The sequence below is a fragment of the Kosakonia oryzae genome, assembly GCF_001658025.2.
GTDB classification, from domain to species: domain Bacteria; phylum Pseudomonadota; class Gammaproteobacteria; order Enterobacterales; family Enterobacteriaceae; genus Kosakonia; species Kosakonia oryzae.
Genome location: NZ_CP014007.2, coordinates 2,799,257 through 2,816,478 on the forward strand (window position 1 = coordinate 2,799,257; position 17,222 = coordinate 2,816,478).

The 17,222-nt window shown below is 55.7% G+C and carries 15 protein-coding genes and 1 pseudogene; 5 read left to right on the forward strand and 11 right to left on the reverse strand.

Going from position 1 to position 17,222, the window contains the following annotated elements:
- The first annotated feature begins 21 nt into the window (after positions 1-21).
- The 3 genes from AWR26_RS13325 to AWR26_RS13335 are packed head-to-tail and all read left to right on the forward strand — an operon-like array spanning position 22 to position 2,529.
- Complete coding sequence (locus AWR26_RS13325; RefSeq protein ID WP_043953555.1) at positions 22-312, forward strand: VF530 family protein; 291 nt, start codon at positions 22-24, stop codon at positions 310-312.
- A gap of 4 nt (positions 313-316) precedes the next feature.
- Positions 317-1,615: a glycoside hydrolase family 10 protein gene (locus AWR26_RS13330; RefSeq protein ID WP_082934102.1), complete on the forward strand. Its 1,299-nt coding sequence runs from the start codon at positions 317-319 to the stop codon at positions 1,613-1,615.
- 41 nt (positions 1,616-1,656) lie between these two features.
- Positions 1,657-2,529 (forward strand): hypothetical protein, encoded by an 873-nt coding sequence (locus AWR26_RS13335; protein ID WP_064566499.1) that lies wholly within the window; start codon positions 1,657-1,659, stop codon positions 2,527-2,529.
- Between the two features lie 45 nt (positions 2,530-2,574).
- Here the strand turns inward: AWR26_RS13335 and AWR26_RS13340 are convergent, their stop codons facing one another.
- From AWR26_RS13340 to yahO, 5 genes are all read right to left on the reverse strand, one after another.
- The gene (locus AWR26_RS13340; RefSeq protein ID WP_064566500.1) at positions 2,575-3,135 is read right to left on the reverse strand and encodes an RNA polymerase sigma factor; all 561 of its coding nucleotides are present in this window, start codon (positions 3,133-3,135) and stop codon (positions 2,575-2,577) included.
- Positions 3,136-3,140: 5 nt separating this feature from the next.
- Positions 3,141-3,590, reverse strand: coding sequence for a hypothetical protein (locus tag AWR26_RS13345; protein ID WP_064566502.1), 450 nt, complete (start codon positions 3,588-3,590; stop codon positions 3,141-3,143).
- Between the two features lie 110 nt (positions 3,591-3,700).
- Positions 3,701-4,993 (reverse strand): hypothetical protein, encoded by a 1,293-nt coding sequence (locus AWR26_RS13350; protein ID WP_139227888.1) that lies wholly within the window; start codon positions 4,991-4,993, stop codon positions 3,701-3,703.
- Positions 4,994-5,011: 18 nt separating this feature from the next.
- Positions 5,012-6,196 carry an FRG domain-containing protein gene (locus AWR26_RS13355; RefSeq protein WP_064566506.1) on the reverse strand — a complete coding sequence of 395 codons (1,185 nt, stop codon included), beginning with the start codon at positions 6,194-6,196 and terminating at the stop codon, positions 5,012-5,014.
- Positions 6,197-6,387: 191 nt separating this feature from the next.
- Positions 6,388-6,663 (reverse strand): DUF1471 family periplasmic protein YahO, encoded by a 276-nt coding sequence (yahO, locus tag AWR26_RS13360; protein ID WP_007374995.1) that lies wholly within the window; start codon positions 6,661-6,663, stop codon positions 6,388-6,390.
- 219 nt (positions 6,664-6,882) lie between these two features.
- On the opposite strand from yahO, the gene tehA reads away from it, so the two are divergent.
- The gene (tehA, locus tag AWR26_RS13365; RefSeq protein ID WP_064566508.1) at positions 6,883-7,836 is read left to right on the forward strand and encodes a dicarboxylate transporter/tellurite-resistance protein TehA; all 954 of its coding nucleotides are present in this window, start codon (positions 6,883-6,885) and stop codon (positions 7,834-7,836) included.
- A gap of 42 nt (positions 7,837-7,878) precedes the next feature.
- Here the strand turns inward: tehA and glgX are convergent, their stop codons facing one another.
- The 5 genes and pseudogenes from glgX to bla all read right to left on the reverse strand — a co-directional run bounded on the left by glgX (position 7,879) and on the right by bla (position 15,376).
- Positions 7,879-9,945: a glycogen debranching protein GlgX gene (gene glgX / locus AWR26_RS13370; protein ID WP_064566510.1), complete on the reverse strand. Its 2,067-nt coding sequence runs from the start codon at positions 9,943-9,945 to the stop codon at positions 7,879-7,881.
- A gap of 54 nt (positions 9,946-9,999) precedes the next feature.
- Complete coding sequence (gene treY / locus AWR26_RS13375) at positions 10,000-12,510, reverse strand: malto-oligosyltrehalose synthase (protein ID WP_064566512.1); 2,511 nt, start codon at positions 12,508-12,510, stop codon at positions 10,000-10,002.
- Positions 12,507-14,288 carry a malto-oligosyltrehalose trehalohydrolase gene (gene treZ, locus AWR26_RS13380; protein WP_064566514.1) on the reverse strand — a complete coding sequence of 594 codons (1,782 nt, stop codon included), beginning with the start codon at positions 14,286-14,288 and terminating at the stop codon, positions 12,507-12,509. The genes treY and treZ overlap by 4 nt, the downstream gene beginning before the upstream one ends.
- Before the next feature lie 117 nt (positions 14,289-14,405).
- A pseudogene (locus tag AWR26_RS13385) lies at positions 14,406-14,489 on the reverse strand (formate dehydrogenase cytochrome b556 subunit); the annotation flags it as partial.
- A 17-nt stretch (positions 14,490-14,506) separates the two neighbouring features.
- Positions 14,507-15,376, reverse strand: coding sequence for a class A beta-lactamase (bla, locus tag AWR26_RS13390; protein ID WP_064566516.1), 870 nt, complete (start codon positions 15,374-15,376; stop codon positions 14,507-14,509).
- 44 nt (positions 15,377-15,420) lie between these two features.
- Here bla and AWR26_RS13395 point away from each other — a divergent pair, with 44 nt between their 5' ends.
- Positions 15,421-16,365, forward strand: coding sequence for a zinc-dependent alcohol dehydrogenase family protein (locus AWR26_RS13395; protein WP_064566518.1), 945 nt, complete (start codon positions 15,421-15,423; stop codon positions 16,363-16,365).
- 1 nt (position 16,366) lies between these two features.
- Here the strand turns inward: AWR26_RS13395 and AWR26_RS13400 are convergent, their stop codons facing one another.
- The gene (locus tag AWR26_RS13400) at positions 16,367-17,191 is read right to left on the reverse strand and encodes an SDR family oxidoreductase (RefSeq protein ID WP_064566520.1); all 825 of its coding nucleotides are present in this window, start codon (positions 17,189-17,191) and stop codon (positions 16,367-16,369) included.
- Positions 17,192-17,222: the final 31 nt, after the last annotated feature.

The following is a 17,222-nucleotide window of genomic DNA, read 5'->3' on the forward strand; positions in this document are numbered from 1 at the left end:
AGCAGAAATACCGGACTTCACATGGCTGCTCACACGTCGAAAGATCCCCTGCATGGCGTCACTCTGGAGATGCAAATCAACGCGCTGGTCGCCCGTTACGGCTGGAACGAACTGGGTAAGCGCATCAATATTAATTGCTTTAAAAACGAACCCAGCGTTAAATCCAGTCTCAAGTTTCTGCGCCGGACGCCCTGGGCGCGCGCAGAAGTCGAGGCGCTGTATCTGGATTCTCTGGATGATACCGCGCCGGTCAACAAGGATGAGCCCACCTTCAATCCGTGGACCCGCAGTCGAATCATCAATAAGAGCTAAGAAGATGTCCCTTAAAAAGTCAGTCGTCCTTTTTGCTACTGCGCTTTTACTGGTCAGTTGTTCCTCCAAACCACCTAAATCTCTTGTCACGCCGCTGCCGCCGGTGGCGAAACAGCCGTTGCCTGCAACGGGAAAAAATTCACAGCCGGTTCGCGGCGTCTGGCTGGCGACGGTTTCCCGCCTCGACTGGCCGCCGGTCAACTCGGTGAATGTCAGCAGCGCCGAGACGCGCATTCGCATGCAGCAGCAGGCGCTGGTGCAAAAACTGGATAAACTCAAAAGCCTTGGCATAAATACCGTCTTTTTCCAGGTGAAGCCGGACGGCACCGCGCTGTGGCCCTCTAAAATTTTGCCGTGGTCCGATATGCTGACCGGTACGATTGGGCAGGATCCGGGCTACGATCCGTTGCAGTTTGTGATTGATGAAGCGCACAAACGCGGCATGAAAGTGCATGCCTGGTTTAACCCATACCGCGTGGCGGTTAACACGCAGCCTGCAACCATCGCGGCACTTAACCGCACGCTCCCTTTACACCCGGCCAGCGTCTTTGTGCTGCATCGCGACTGGATCCGCACCGCCGGTGACCGGCTGGTGCTCGATCCTGGCATTCCCGATGTGCGCGACTGGATCACCAGCATCGTGGCTGAAGTGGTTGCCCATTACCCGGTCGATGGCGTGCAGTTTGATGACTATTTCTATACCGAAACGCCCGGTTCGCAACTGAATGACAACCAGACATTTCAGCAATATGGCCAGGGCTTTAGCACCAAAGCGGACTGGCGGCGCAACAACACCCTGCTGCTGATTGAGCAGGTTTCCCGCACCATTAAACAACTGAAACCGGGCGTCGAATTTGGCGTCAGCCCCGCCGGTGTATGGCGTAACCGCTCTTTCGACGCTGCGGGATCCGACACGCGCGGCGCGGCGGCTTACGATGAATCCTTCGCCGATACGCGTCGCTGGGTGCAGCAGGGATTGCTGGACTATATCGCCCCGCAAATTTACTGGCCCTTCTCACGCAGCGCTGCACGATATGACGTGCTGGCAAAATGGTGGGCCGATGTCGTCAAACCCACCCATACGCGCCTGTATATCGGTATCGCGCTGTATAAAGTGGGTGAACCGTCGAAGATGGAGCCGGACTGGATGGTCAACGGCGGCGTACCGGAGCTGAAAAAACAGCTCGATTTAAACGAATCGCTGCCGCAGATTAGCGGCACCATTTTGTTCCGCGAAGATTACTTGAACCGGCCGCAGACGCAGCAAGCGGTCAACTATTTGCGGGAGCGCTGGGGGGAATAACCCCCGCTGGTTAAGAGGGTGAGTCCACGAAGAGGCGTTGCATGCTGGATTTAATCAAAGAAAATAGTGTCCTGGTGTCAGTCATTTCATTATGCGTGGCCGCCCTCTCGCTGACGCTGAATAGAAAGACCTCCCGCATGACCAGCTACAATTCACGCGGGAACTATAGTGTCTATTTCAGCAAGATCGCGGGGTTGAAAAAATTTTTCACCTCCTCTGGCTTCAGCGTAAAAATCTATAATTCCGCCTTATCCGATATTATCGAGCTCGACCATAAAATTCATATCACTCCGCTGCTCGGCGGTATCCGCCGGGCGCAGATTTTTGACGGCCTCGAAAACCGCAATAATCTCGGCATCAGCAAAACGATCTATCCGGCATTTAAACGCGCGCGGAAAATAAAATTTCCGCGCCGTTATGCCCACGATGATCTTTATAGCTTTAATAGCTCGCCGTTTTTCGCCTGGTTTTCAGCCAGCGGTAAACATGCGGTATCCGCCAACCCGGTAGACAGAAAACTCAACCGATACCACAGCTATATCGAAATTACGGATTACTCCGGTCACAGCGAAATCTGGTATTTCTCCTTTTCGTTACACTTATCTAATCTCGATACCGATTTTGTAAAAAGCGCCAACTGGAAACGGCTCAGGGCAGGTGAATTGAGCCATTTTAAATATTATCGCTTTGCGGATTTCACGGTTCTTGCGCCTGTCGATCTGTATAAAAATCTTGCGACCGCTTTAACGCCGCAAAAACCTTTATCAGAAATTCGCGGTTGCAATGAGGAATATGAAAACTCAGACAGGCTCATGCAAAGTGGTTATGAATCATTAGAGTACGAACTGCAACAATATGAGCTGCGGGAATATTACTATTTCCTCAGCAAAATAAAGCAGCACCTCAGTTTTTAAGCCTTGACGCGCGTTCGCCGGTTTGCCGTAAGGACGAACGGCGTTTCAGGGCTCTTCCGTCAGCGCCTCGTAAACGCTACGCAAGCGCGAGCGCAGATACAGCACGGCTTTGTGTTTGCGGGAAAGTAACGCCTGCTGGCTGACACCACTCTCTTCCGCCAGTTCTTTATAGCTGTAACCGTACAGCTCCGTTTTCTCGAACACCTCGCGCTGTGCGGACGGCAGTTCGGCCAGCGCCTGCTCCAGCTCCTCCCACAGCAACGTTTTCAGGTATTCCTCTTCCGGGGTTTGCGGCACACCGAACAGCGTTTCTGCCAGTTCATCTTCGGCAGTATCTCCCTCGTCGTCAGTGAAAAAGCGGGATAACGGCAGTTCCCGTTTTTTTCGCGCCCGATCGGTCATTTCATTGCGCGCCGCGCGAAACAACCAGGCCGCGACATTCTCCACCGGCTGCTCCACCTGCATCAGTTGATAGGTCACTTCCTGCAGGATGTCATCGGCATCGTCCCGAACCGCAGTGCGACCACGGATAAAGGCTTTCAGCCGCGATCGGCAGGCATTAAGCGCGGCCATAACCAGCGATTCTCCCGCCACTCCGGCTTTCATTGTGTTCACTCTGCGTCCGGCGTTTTCGGGCGGTTATCGTCAGGCTGAGCGCGATCTTCCGCTTGCTCATCGCGATATCCGCGCCAGCCGCAGTGGCCGCGATGCCCGTGACGGCCAAAACCGTCGCGACGATGACGAATAAACTCTTCGCGCTGTTCCGGCGTCATCTGCATCCAGCGCTCATGCATGCGGCGATGCGCCCGCGCCATGCCAAACATCCCCGGCCGAAAACCGAGCCCGCCGAACAAAATGCGGCACAGCACCAGCACGCCCAGCGCCTGCCAGAAGCCGATGCTTTTTACCCCGAGGATCGCAGGCAGCAGCGCATTCCACAGCGACATCACCAGCAGCCCCAGGATGACCACCAGCGCCACACCGAAAATCACATGTTTCACCATGCGATGGCGGCCAAAACCGTGTCCACGATCGTGCCCATGCATATCAAAATCTCTCATTATTTTATTACTCCATCAGATTAGCGAATAAATGCTTGCGATGAAGTAGACGAATGAGCGGTAAAAATATTGCTAAAAAAATGGAAAAAGGCGAAACAAAGGCACCGTTTTTAGGCCGGGGACTTCAGCCCCCCTCCTTTTTTCTGCATCGCATCCAGGAATGCCCGACGGCTGGACATCTCCTCGCGATCGGCGATCGCCACAATTTCAGCCAGCATTCTTCTGGCCAGGATGCGGGCTCTGTTTTTATGCTGGTGTGAAATAGTGGTCATCTCACGGCCATGGACATACTCGCTGCGTAAATTATAAAGCGCATTCATCTCCTCCACGACAGAGAGATCCCCCAATACTCCCGCCAGGCGTTGCTTTAATTGCATGCTCGTTGCCCGTCGTTCACCCATACAGGCATCAATCACGATCATATGAGCAAGGAATTCATCAATCCCCTGTGAGAGAAACGCTTTCACAAAATGGTGCCTGGCCGCTTCATTGATTAAACCGTTGTGTATCGCCAGCGGAATATTGTCGAGTTGCTGTTGCGCAAGCCAGGGCTGTAACCCATCGTCATGCGAAAGCGGCAGCTCCAGGGGGATTTCGCGATCTATCACTTTGCCGTGACCATCCGGGAAAGCCTGATAATCCCAGGTCAGTGTTTCCGCCCCAGGCAGCGCTTGTTGATCGGCGAAAATGTCGTTCTCAACGGTATAAACCCAGGGGATCGTAAAGGCGCGCCATTCAATGTTGATCTTTTCGCGCCACGATTCCCACGGCGCTAACAACAGAGCAAAAATAGCGTCCTCTACCGCTTTTGGATAGCGATGCTCATAAGGCGTGATCGCGCCATAATCGTCTTTAAAGCCATCCCGTAGAAAACGGTAAGTCCGTGCAGGAATCTCTCTCTCAAGATTCACTTCCTCTCGCACCACCAGCCAGGTAAAGCACGTCAGACGATCGATATCGTCAGTTTTATGGGGATAGCGGCGGCTGAGCTGCGCGAAATTGACAAGTTGACGCAGCTCCTGCGGCGTAAACATATTGATTTCCGCATGACCAAAGGTGGCAGGCTGAATATTCGCCGCACAATCCAGAGGACACAGGTAAATTTTGGTGGTCTTTTTCTTGTCTAATTCATGGTGCAATAAGCTGGCGGCTTCAAGCGGATCGCTGACCAAATAGTGTTGTTCGGGGGTAAAAAAACAGGGTGCCCCCAGCGTACGTAGTGCCCTGACAAAAGGAAATTCAGAAAATTGCCCTGCAACCATCGCGTCATAATGCTGAATACAATACTGGATTAATGTGCGAAATTCCGCGCTTGCCGTCAGCATATTCAACTCTGTTTGTGCAGGCAAAGACCAGACGCCAGCAACGGCTGTCACAAGCTCTGGCGGAGGGGATACAGTCATATTGACTCTCCGGATCATTTAGCCAAAAAAGCTGACTTTTTCAGGGTTAAGCAGATGACGTCGGAGTGCGCGGAGGAATTTATCATCCTGCTCACCCGGAAACAGATTAGCCTGTGTTTTCGGCAATTCAGACTCATTCAGCGTAAAATCCAGGTTGATGATACCCTCGAGGAATAAACCCGGCAGATTCACGCAGTAAGCATTAGATCGTGAAACCACACAGTGCTGGCGGATAGGTCTTTCAGGGGGAAGATTTTTCAGGAACGGATCGTCTTTATAGGGAACAAATTCGCCACGGCCATCGCGAAGCAGATATAAAACAGCTTTGCCATTATTCGTTCCATTGAAGGTATAACGTGACAGTCCATTTTCCACAGCATATTTATGGGTGGCAAAGAAAAGCGCCACATCAGGAGAGGTCGTCAAATCGATGACCGGAGAATAGAGCCCATAATGCTGCAACATCGTGGTTAACAGATCGGCCAAATAATGATCCAATCCCTTCACCAGATCCAGCCGATAATGACCGAACTCACTGAGCACCGGATCATCAGAGTCAGCCATATCCTGCATTGAATACATATGCTCGCCATTATCCAGCGCCTGTTGGTGGCGGCGTTCTATATCCGCAATGTCAAACGTGGAATAGAACACTTTGGACCACTCTAACAACTCTAAAGAGTGAAAATCCAGGTAAGCGTTTTTATTATTGGCGAGTACTTTGCGCCAAAACGAGGACAGGAAGGAGATCTCGCCTAAACCCTCAATGGTAAAGTTGGGGTTGTTTATTTTGCGGTCAATAAAATAGTGTTGACTCTGACCGCGAAACAACAAAGGACGAGTTGCCCATTGCTGTGCTTCATCGATAATTTTATACATCTCAGTAAGCGATGAGGCTGATTTACTCCATACCTGAGAACAAGGTTTAGCAAAAAGATTCTGTATCTCATCATAACCAAAGCGAGAAACCATGTCCCGAGAGAGCAGCGCTCCACCATAGTAACGATCAATAATGATTTCAGTATCTTCATAACAAAAATACCCAGAATCAAATAAATCATTGGCTTGAGTATCAGTGAGTCCGTTTCTTTTAAAAGCATCTATTGATAATGCTTTTTCTGCCAGTGGCATACGAGGTTCTTCATTCCAGTCAAATGTATCGGAATAATATTGCCAGTGGCCATAATTAAATTTACCGCTCATTATAAATATCCTTATAATAATTGCTGTACTGTGTTTTATAAAAATCAACTTCCTTACTGCTTATGGCAGATAAGTCTTTTCTAAAACATTGTTAAAATCAAGGGATTTATGAGCGATACGAAATTTATCAAACAAGCAAAAACCGCGATAACGAGAAAACCCCCGGTGTACCGGGGGCTGTGACAATGCGTTTATTTTTTCTTGTACACATCAGCGGTGGCATGGATCTTTTTCCTGGTCTGATCCGACGTGACAATATAGATATCACCACCCTTTTCATCCGCCAGTTTACTCAGCGCATGACGGGCGTCCATTGGCGACATCTCATCAGAGGTGGTAATTTCGCCAATCTTTTCATACTGCGAAGAAACTTTGTCAAAGTCTGCCTTTTCCATCAATTTCGCGGCCCAGGCATTACTGGCTAATAACGTTAACGCGCTAATAATCACTAAGCTTTTTTTATTCATCACCGCATTCTCCAGATCGTTTATGAGATTGTTGTAAATAACGGAAAAGCACAGTCGATCATTTACTCTATAAAAGTAGTCGAAGAAAAAAAGATTACAATATAACCACTCAATGGATGTTTTTAGCGCACTGAGTCAGGTAAACAAATAAAACAGGCATTTAAAATATCATATACAATACTCCGCAATTTATTCCGTGGTATCTGCAGGAGCCTGGTGATGAAAAATGCCCCCCTCAACCTTCCCGCTGGTTATTTTGGTATTGTGCTCGGTATTATCGGGCTGGGCTTTTCCTGGCGCTTTGCCGCCACGCTTTGGCCAGTCACGCTGTGGCCTGCGAATACGCTGATTATTCTGGCCATTGTTATCTGGGTGCTGCTGACGCTGGCATTTTTCATCCGCCTGTTGCGCCACACCGGCACACTGCTCGAAGAGATTACCCATCCACTAAAGAGCAGTTTTGTCAGCCTGCTGCCCGCCACTTCCATGCTGGTGGCGATCGGTCTGACACCCTGGAGCTACCCGATGGCACTGGCGCTTTTTCTGCCCGCCGTCATCTGCCAGCTTGCCTATGCCGCCTGGCAAACCGCCGGATTATGGCGCGGCACCCATCCGAAAGAAGCCACCACGCCGGGGCTTTATCTGCCAACCGTCGCCAATAACTTTATCAGCGCCATGGCCTGCGGTGCGCTCGGTTTTAACGATGTCGGGATGCTGTTTCTCGGCGCCGGGCTCTTCTCCTGGCTGAGCCTTGAACCGGCGATCCTCAGCCGCCTGCGCAACCTTGATGAGATGTCCCCTACGGTGCGTACTTCGCTGGGCATTCAGATGGCGCCCGCGTTTGTCGCCTGTAGCGCATGGCTCAGCGTCAACGGCGGCCAGGTTGATGTGTTCGCGAAACTGCTGTTTGGTTACGGGCTGCTGCAAATGCTGTTTATGATCCGCCTGATCCCGTGGTACAGCGCCCAACCGTTCAACCCGTCGTTCTGGAGTTTCTCCTTCGGCGTGGCCTCACTCGCTACGACTTCTATCCGGCTGGGACATGCCGCGCCCGGCGGCGCACTCTACTGGATCTCATTCCCGCTGTTTATTGCTGCCAATCTGGTGATTGGCCTGTTGATTGTCAAAACGTTTTCCCTGCTGCTGCATGGAAAACTGCTGGTTCGAAGCTAAACGGCCGGGCGTCAGCCGGTTAACCCGCTGACGCCCTGAGGTTTAAGGCCGCCGGAACAGCACAATACTGCGACCATCGAGTTCAAAATCCTTCTCGCGCGTAATCACCACGCCGGGTTTAACCTTCTCAGACGTTGACAGCTCCAGCACCCAGCCGCCTTCACCGAACTGCGGAATACGAAACGGCACCGTCCCTTCGAACGGGTTGAAGAGCATCAGTACGTCGTGCCAGATCCCTTCCTGCCCCTGCAAATCGGCGCGTCCGATATGCACGCCCAGCGTGGTTCCCTCTTCCCACTGCTCCGGTTGCTGGAAACCGCCGCCGGCATTAAACCAGGCAATCTCCATCCCGTCGCGCCAGTTTTCCCGCCGCAGTAGCGGCTGTGACGCGCGCAGCGCAATCAACTGGCGGGTAAATTCTCGCAGCGCCTCGCCCTCGCCCTGAATCTCCTCCCAATGGATCCAGGAGATTTCGCTATCCTGGCAGTAACCGTTGTTATTACCCTGCTGGGTACGGCCAAACTCATCGCCCGCGAGGATCATTGGCGTACCGTGCGAGAACAACAGCGTGGTGAGGAAGTTCCGCTGCTGGCGGGCGCGTACCGCGAGAATGCCTTCATCGTCCGTTGGCCCTTCCGCGCCATAATTGTATGATCGGTTGTCGTTATGCCCGTCGTTATTGTCTTCGCCGTTGGCCTCATTGTGTTTGTCGTTATACGACACCAAATCGCGCAGCGTGAAACCATCATGCGCAGTAATAAAGTTGACGCTTGCCCACGGACGACGACCGCGCTGATCGTACAAATCACCTGAGCCGAGCAGACGCGCGGCGAAATCCGTCGAGACATTATCGCCCTTCCAGTATTCGCGCAGCGTATCGCGGTATTTGTCGTTCCACTCCGCCCATCCCGGCGGGAAACCGCCGACCTGATAACCGCCAGGGCCGATATCCCACGGTTCGCCGATCAGTTTCAGCTTCGACAATACCGGGTCCTGCGTCATGGCATCGAAAAATCCGCCGCGCTGATCGAACCCTTCCGGTTCGCGACCGAGAATGGTGCCAAGATCGAAACGAAAACCGTCAATATGCATCGATTCCGCCCAGTAACGCAGGGAATCCATCACCATCTGCAATACGCGCGGGTGCGAGGTATTCACCGTATTGCCGGTACCGGTATCGTTGATGTAGTAACGGTGTTGATCGGGCAACGTGCGGTAGTAAGAGAAGTTATCGATACCTTTGAAAGAGAGCGTCGGGCCAAGCTCGTTGCCTTCCGCCGTATGGTTATAAACCACATCGAGGATCACTTCGATCCCGGCGTCGTGAAACGCCCGCACCATCTCGCGGAAGCCCTGAATACCGCGCGGGCCGTAGTAGCGCGAGGCTGGCGCAAAGAAACCGAGCGTGTTGTAGCCCCAGAAATTGCGCAGCCCTTTATCCAGCAAATGCTGATCGTCCGGGAACCAGTGCACCGGCAGCAGTTCAACGCTGGTAATGCCGAGGCTGCGGATATAATCCACCGTCGCCTTATGCCCCATGCCTTCAAAGGTGCCGCGCAGTTCCGCAGGCAGCGCCGGGTTAAGTTGGGTAAAGCCTTTGACATGGGTTTCGTAGATCACCGCACGCGGCCAGGCAATATTCGGGCGGTTCTGATCCTGCCAGTCAAACGCCTGGGTATCGACCACGCGGCATTTTGGCGTAAAGGGCGCGCTGTCCTGCTCGTCGAAGGTCAGATCTTTATCTTCATGGTTGAGATCATAGGCAAAGTGCGCCGCATTCCACTCGATATCGCCAACAAGCTCACGCGCGTAAGGATCAATCAGCAGTTTATGCGGGTTAAAGCGGTGGCCATTTTCCGGATCGAACGGGCCATAGACGCGATAGCCATACAGCGCGCCGGGTTGCAGACCGGGTACATAACCGTGCCAGATCTCATGCGTGTTTTCCGGTAGCGTCAGCCTGGCGATCTCCGTCTTGCCAGTGGCATCGTACAAACAGAGTTCTACGCGTTCGGCGTGCGCCGAAAAAAGCGCGAAGTTAACTCCCTCGCCATCGAAATTTGCTCCCAATTGCTGGCCGTGCCCTGCCGTAATGTAAAAATCAGACATGGTTCCCTCTCTGTTTTAACAGTGTTACCTGATATCACAATGCTGAATACCGCTTTACGCACTCACCAGCGCCGCGAATGTGTAGCCGCCAATAGAACGCAGATGGACGCTGTCGCTCAGGGCGAACTCTTCCCCGCTGAGAATGTCGCGCCAGCGACGGTTCGCCAGCCCCGCAGGCAGCGACACCACCGCACCGGCCAGGCTGCCCTCCAGCGCGCCGAACAACAGGCGTGGCGCCAGTACAATTAACGCCGCGTCGTTATCCTGGCGGGCAAAAGCAATGATGTTGTCCGCCTGCGGGCCGGAAGTGGTCAGCGGCAGATAGTCGCCACGCTGAAAAAGCCGGGGTTTCTGCTGGCGTAACTGCAACAACCGGGCGATAAAAAACTGCTTCAGTTGCCCGCTGTTCCAGCTCTCCTGCGAATGCGGATCGGCCTGCTCTTCATCGCTAAGCAGCCGCTCCAGCTCCTCATAGTCCGGCTCCAGCCGGTTATCCGGGTCGACCAGGCTGAAGTTCAGCGCTTCGCTGCCCTGGTAGATATCCGGCACACCCGGCGCGGCCAGTTTGATTAAGGTCTGCGTCAGGCTATTGACCAGCCCGGCGCGAATAAACGGTTGTAAAGCGGCGGTGAAATCCTGCAAAAACGCCTGATTTTCCGGGGAAAGCAGATGGCGGGCATAATCGAGCACCGCGTTTTCGTAGGCATCGTTGGTTTCGATCCAGTCGGTACGCTGCTTCGCTTCGCGCAGCGCCTTTTCCAGAAACTCAATAAACCGCGACTCCAGCGCCTGTAACCCTTGCGCATCATCAGCCTGTAATGTGGCTGGCCAGACACCCGCCAGCGCCTGATAGATCATCCAGGCCACTGCTGGTCTTGGTGCCGGGCCATCGTCGAGCAACACCACTTTTTCACGGTTGAGATGACGCCAGCGCGTCACGCAATCCGCCCACTGCTGCGGCGCTTCGGTCAGCGTATAGAGCCGGGCGCGGGCATCCTCTCCGCGTTTGGTATCGTGCGTGGAGGTTGCCGACAGCGCATTCGGCTGCTGTTCCAGCCGTGTCTGCATCTCGCGGTGAAAACGCTGTAATGAAAAGGTGCGCGGCAACGGTTCTGCGCCCACTTCATTAAGCGCCAGATCCATGTTCTGGCGAAAGAACAGCGTATCCTCCACCGCTTTCGCCATCAGCGGCCCGGTCAGTTGCTGGAAACGGGTACGAAAATGCGCCGCCTGCTGCAGCATGCTTTTTGCCACGTCGCCATGCAGAATGCGGGTGATAAAATCCAGTGCGTCCGGTTCCGGCGCATGTTCGCTCTCCCTGACCCAGGCGACCACTTTCGCCAGCCGCTCAGCGTCGGCGGGCGTCAGGCCTTGCGCAGTGCCATAGGTGCGATAAACCGGAAAAGCGATCAGCAATTCCCGCAGCGCCTGGCGCACCGCTTTGGCCTGCGGCACCGGAATTTCAGCGTGACCAATCTCCACCGCCAGCCGCACCAGCGTGTTGAACTCCCCGGCGAAATTGCGATCGACCATTAACCGCTTTGCGGCGCGTAACTCCGCATGCATATCGACGGCTTTGCCCGTCACCTGATGCCAGGCTTTACGCAAATCGTCGAGCTGCTCATCGTCCACCAGCACATCCGACAGCGCGGCGATAAACTCATAGCCGGTCGTACCGGAAACCGGCCAGTCGGCGGGCAGTTGCTCCCCTTTACCGAGAATTTTTTCCACCGTGATATAGCACTCCGGACCGGTTTTCTGGCGCAAACGGCGCAGATACCCCAGCGGATCGGCCAGCCCGTCAACGTGATCGACGCGCAGACCGTCAACGACACCACTGTTCACCAGTTCGAGAATCAGGCGATGGCTGTCGTCGAATACCGCCTCATCTTCAACCCGCACGCCAACCAGCCCGGTGATCTCAAAAAAGCGCCGGTACGACAGATCGCTTGCCGCCGTGCGCCAGCAGGTTAAGCGCCACGGCTGAAGCTCATGCAGCGCAATCAGATCGCGGCTATCGCGCAGCGCCAGCACTTCGGTTTCGCGCCCCTGCCAGCTTTCCGCCACCAGCGGGTAAACATTGTCGAAATAGACAAAAACGGGATGGCCGGTTTGCGGATCGGCCTGAACGCTCAGTTCACCCTTTTCTACCACCGTGGCGAAATCGTCGCCGAGGAAAGGCAATGTCAGCGGTCGCGACCAGTCAATATCGAAATGGCGCGCGTACCGGCTGTTCTGCCCCTGTGCGATAACATCGCGCCACCACGGGTTTTCCAGCGAGGCGGCCATATGATTGGGCACGATATCGAGAATTAACCCCATCCCGGCCCCCTTCAGCGCCGCCGCCATGCGCATAAACGCGTCGCGGCCGCCCAGCGCCGGATCGATCTCATTGGCGTCGGTCACGTCGTAGCCGTGCGTTGAACCACGGGTGGCGGTAAAAATCGGCGAAGCGTAAAGATGGCTGATCCCCAGCCGTTTAAGATAGGGAATGCGGGCCATCGCCCGTTCAAAGGTCATGCCATTACGAAACTGGATACGGTACGTTGCGGTGGGCGTGCTCATGCTTCTCTCCCTGCAAGACGAACGATAATGGCATTGGGCGCTAACTCAGATTGCGCCTGCGGCAAGGCAAACACCGTGTTACCGGGCATCGCTGGCAGCGGCTGCGGCGTGTCGCCCAGATTCAGCGCCAGCGAGAGCGTCCCCAGCGGAAAGCGCCAGCAGACAGCGAGAAAACCGGGCGCGGTAACCAACACCTCGCCCTGATGGCCGCCCGCTTTTGCCAGCAGCGGCACGATATGCTGCTGACGCAGCGCCAGCAGTTGCTTTGTCAGCGCCAGCCACGCTTTGCCCTCTGCGCTGTGCACTGTTTGCCAGTTCAGCTTCGAGCGGGCAAACGTGGTCGGGTCATTCGGATCGGGCACCGTTTCGCCGTGTCCGGCATGGCCCGCGAACTCCTTCGCCCGGCCTTCGCGCACGGCCTGCGCCAGATCGCCGTGGAAATCGGTAAAAAAGAGAAACGGCTGCGTTTCGCCATACTCTTCGCCCATAAACAGCAGCGGAATATGCGGCGACAGCAGCAGCATCGCCAGCAGCGCGCGGGTGCGATCCGCTCCCGCCAGGCTCAACAGCCTTTCACCCTGCGCCCGGTTGCCGACCTGATCGTGGTTCTGAATAAAATCGACAAACGCGGTGGGCGGCTGCCCGCGGCTGTCAACGCCGCGTGGCTCACCGCTCTGCGGCGAAACTTCGCCCTGATAAGCGAACCCTTCCGCCAGCGCCCGCGCCAGCAGTTGCTCGGGGCGATCGGCAAAATCCTGATAGTAAGCGTGCGTTTCGCCGGTGGCTAACACATGGGCGACGTTATGCACATCGTCGTTCCACTCGCCGCTAAACAGCGGGATCTCGCCCGCGCTGCCGCGCGGATGCAGGGCAATAATGTTGCGGCAATCTTCGGTGGTGAGATGCACGGCGCGATCCGGGATCGCTGCGCGAATGCGTTCGGCAATCTCCACCAGCAGATGGTGCTCTGCGCTGTCTTCGATTTGATCGATGGCATCAAAGCGCAGGCCGTCGAGGTGAAACTCCGTCAGCCAGTAGAGCGGTGCTTCCGCGATATAGCGCCGTACGGCGTCCACTTCATAGGCAATGCCCTCGCCCCACGGCGTTTCGCGTTCCGGGTGGAAAAAATCCGGCGACAACAGCGGCAGATAGTTGCCTTCCGGGCCGAAGTGGTTGAGCACAATATCGAGCACCACCGCAAGGCCATAGCCGTGCGCGGCATCGACAAACGCTTTGAAATCATCCGGCGAACCGTAGGTCGCATGCGGTGCGTAGAGCAAGACGCCGTCATAACCCCAGCCGCGATCGCCGCCAAACTGCGCAACCGGCATCACTTCAATCACCGTGATGCCCAGCTCCGCCAGGTACGGCAGTTTTTCAATGGCCGCCTGAAAGGTGCCCTGTGGGGTGAAGGTGCCGATATGCAGTTCGTAGTAAACCGCCTCTTCCCAGCGGCGACCCTGCCAGTGCGCATGTTGCCAGCGGTAGTGGGCGGGATCGATCACCAGCGACGGGCCATTCACATCCCCCTGCTGCGCGCGCGAGGCGGGATCGGGGATGGCTCTGCCGTCTTCCAGCACATATTGATAAGGTGTTCCGGGCGCAAGACCGGGAACTGTGGTTTCAAACCAGCCTTTGCCGACCGGCTGCATCGCGATATCGTTAGCAGGAAGCCGCAGCGTGATACTCTGCTGGCCTGTTGCCCACAAACGGAAGCGCACCGTGCCTTCGCCGATGTCGTCGGCGCCCCAGCTTTTCGCAAAAGATTTCGACTCCATGCCTTCTCCTCTCCACGATGTCACGAGAAACAATCATAGACGATATTCGGAAAAGCCAGCGGAGCGGCGGTCTGAGGGAGTGTGGCCGGAGAACGGATTACCTCCGGCCAGGCGGGATTACGGCTGCGGTTTCTTCTCCGCGGCCTCCACTTCGCGATACCAACGCGGGTGATGTTTCTTCGCCCGGCGACGGCTCACTTTATTCCGCTGTCGGCGGATTATTTGATCGCGGAAAATATCGTTTTTCCGAGGCTGGCAATGGCCGCATTACTCTGTTTTAGTGTCGCCTTTGTGTTTGTTATATAAATAACTACGATACGGGGAGTGTTATTTTCCGGCCACACCACGCTGATAATTGAACGCGAACCAAAATCCCCGGCGCCGGTTTTATCAGCAATAGTCCACCCGGCAGGCAGCGTTGAACGCAATAACGTATCAGCGACCTTATCCTCGCGCATCCACTGGATTAACTGCGCGCGTGAATCAGGCTTCAATGCCGTTCCCAGCGTCAGTTTTTGCAGCGTGCGGCTGACGGCCAGCGGCGTAGTGGTATCGCGTAAATCGCCAGGTATCGCACTGTTCAGTTCGGGTTCAAAACGGTCCATGCGCGTGACACTGTCACCTAATGTTTGCAGATAACGGGTGATAGCCGCCGGGCCGCCGAGCTTTTGCGTCAGCAGATTCGCCGCCGTGTTGTCGCTGTAGCTGACCGCCGCACTGCACAGTTGCTGCCAGTTGATGCGCGCCGGAGCGACAAACTTCTCCGTCACCGGCGAGTACACCACCAGCGCCGAACGCGGGAATTGCGTGGTGTCCGTCAGCGCCAGCTCGCCTTTATCCACCTGGCTGAGTAAAGCACCGCACAGCAACGCTTTATGGGTACTGTTCAGCGGGAAACGCTCATCCCCACGGTAGCTCGCCGTTGTGCCGCTGGCGGTATCCACCACGGCCACGCCGATGCGCGCGCCAAGCTGCTGCTCCTGCAAACGTACAACCTCAGCCAGCCGGGCAGAGTCCATGCCAGCGGCATGCACCGACGGCAAACAAACCAACAGCAGAGAACAAATTGATTTCGGTGAGAAAAACATAGATATAATCCCTGACTATGCGAAGCGATACATTGAATGAAGAGATGAATAATACAGCATTACGCTACCGCGCGTTTGGAGACCCTTCAACCACACTGTGCGCCGAAACCACCCCGCTGCTGCCCTGCGCGCCGGGCATGCTTCGCGTCAAAATGTTACTGGCACCGGTCAATGCCTCGGATCTGATCCCGATTTCCGGTGCCTACAGCCACCGCATTACCCTGCCTGCGATTGCCGGGTATGAAGGCGTTGGCGTGGTGTGCGAAACCACGCCAGAAACCGCGCATTTACAGGGAAAACGCGTGCTGCCATTGCGCGGCCAGGGCACCTGGCAACAGTATGTTGACTGCCCGGCGGAGCTGGCCGTGCCGGTTCCCGATGATATCGACGATGCCCTTGCCGCCCGCGCCTATATTAATCCGCTGGCCGCGCAGATGATGCTGACGCACTATCCGCCGCAAGGCCAGCATGTGATAGTGACCGCCGCCGGTTCCGAATGCGCAGGCTACCTCGCGCAGTGGGCCAGACAGCGCGGTGCGAAAAGTGTTTCCGGGATCTATCGCTCCGCTGTGCATGCCAGCAGGCTGGCCGCAAGCGGAGTGATCCCTCTTCCTGAAACGGACAGCGCCGCCATTCGCCAGGCGGCGGCGAAAGCGGGCGTGGTGTATGACGCCACCGGCGGCGAGCTGGCCGAGCAGTTATTGCAGGCGTTGCTGACCCACGCGCAGTTTATCAGCTATGGCCTGCTCTCCGGGCAGCCATTCGGCATCCAGCGCCGCCTGCCAGTGGTGCACTGGTTCCACATCCGCAACCATCTCGACTCGCTTTCCGCCAGCGCCTGGCAGCAGACGTTTAGCGATATCTGGGCGCGGCTGCGCAAAAACCCGCCCGCAGACGTCACGCTGTTCCCGTTTGCCGACTGGCAGCAAGCTATCGCGTTTTACCACCAGCCGGGCCGGATAACAAAACCGCTGTTGTCGATGCGCTGATTTATATGCGGTCTGCGGAGTAGGCCAACTCACGCTGACCTTCGATTTCACGCAGCCGCGCGCCCAGCGTCGCCACTAAATGATCGTAAGCAATACTGCCGAGCGGCACCCGCAGCGGCGGGTTTTGCCGGTCGGCGACGGCGATAATTGCCTCTACTGTACGATCCGCATCGCCGGTAATGGCGAAATCACCGTTGGCAATGCCGCGCCGCACATCGCCAGCGGGCGTGGCATCATAAATTTCCAGTGGCCGGGCATGATCGAGGCCGCCGCCAAAACCGGTCTGTGTCGGGCCGGGTTCGGCAATCACCACATCAATCGCAAAAGGTTTGACTTCCTGCGCCAGCGACTCAAGAAAACCTTCAATGCCCCATTTACTGGCGTGATAGAGGCTGAAATTGGGATAGGCCACCTGCCCGCCTTCTGATGAAACCTGCACAATGCGCCCGCCGCCCTGCGCCCGCAGCCACGGCAGCACCGCGCGCACCAGTTGAATTGAGCCGGTCAGATTGGTGGCGATTTGCCGTTCGATCTGCGCATCGCTGACCTCTTCCGCCGCGCCAAACAGCCCGTAACCAGCATTGCTCACCACCCGGTCAATTCGGCCGAGCGTGCTGAAGGCGCGGTCGATTTCCACGCGCAGCGCCGCGGTATCTGTCATGTCAAAACGGCAAAGATGCAACTGCCCGCCATACTGCGCCTGAAGATCGCTCAGCGCATCAGCACGACGAACGCAGGCCGCAACGCGGTCGCCGCGCGCCAGTAATTTTTGCGTCATTGATAAACCCAGCCCGGAAGACGCGCCGGTAATCAGCCATGTCAACATAGTGACCTCCTGAAGTGAGTGGATCTGTAGC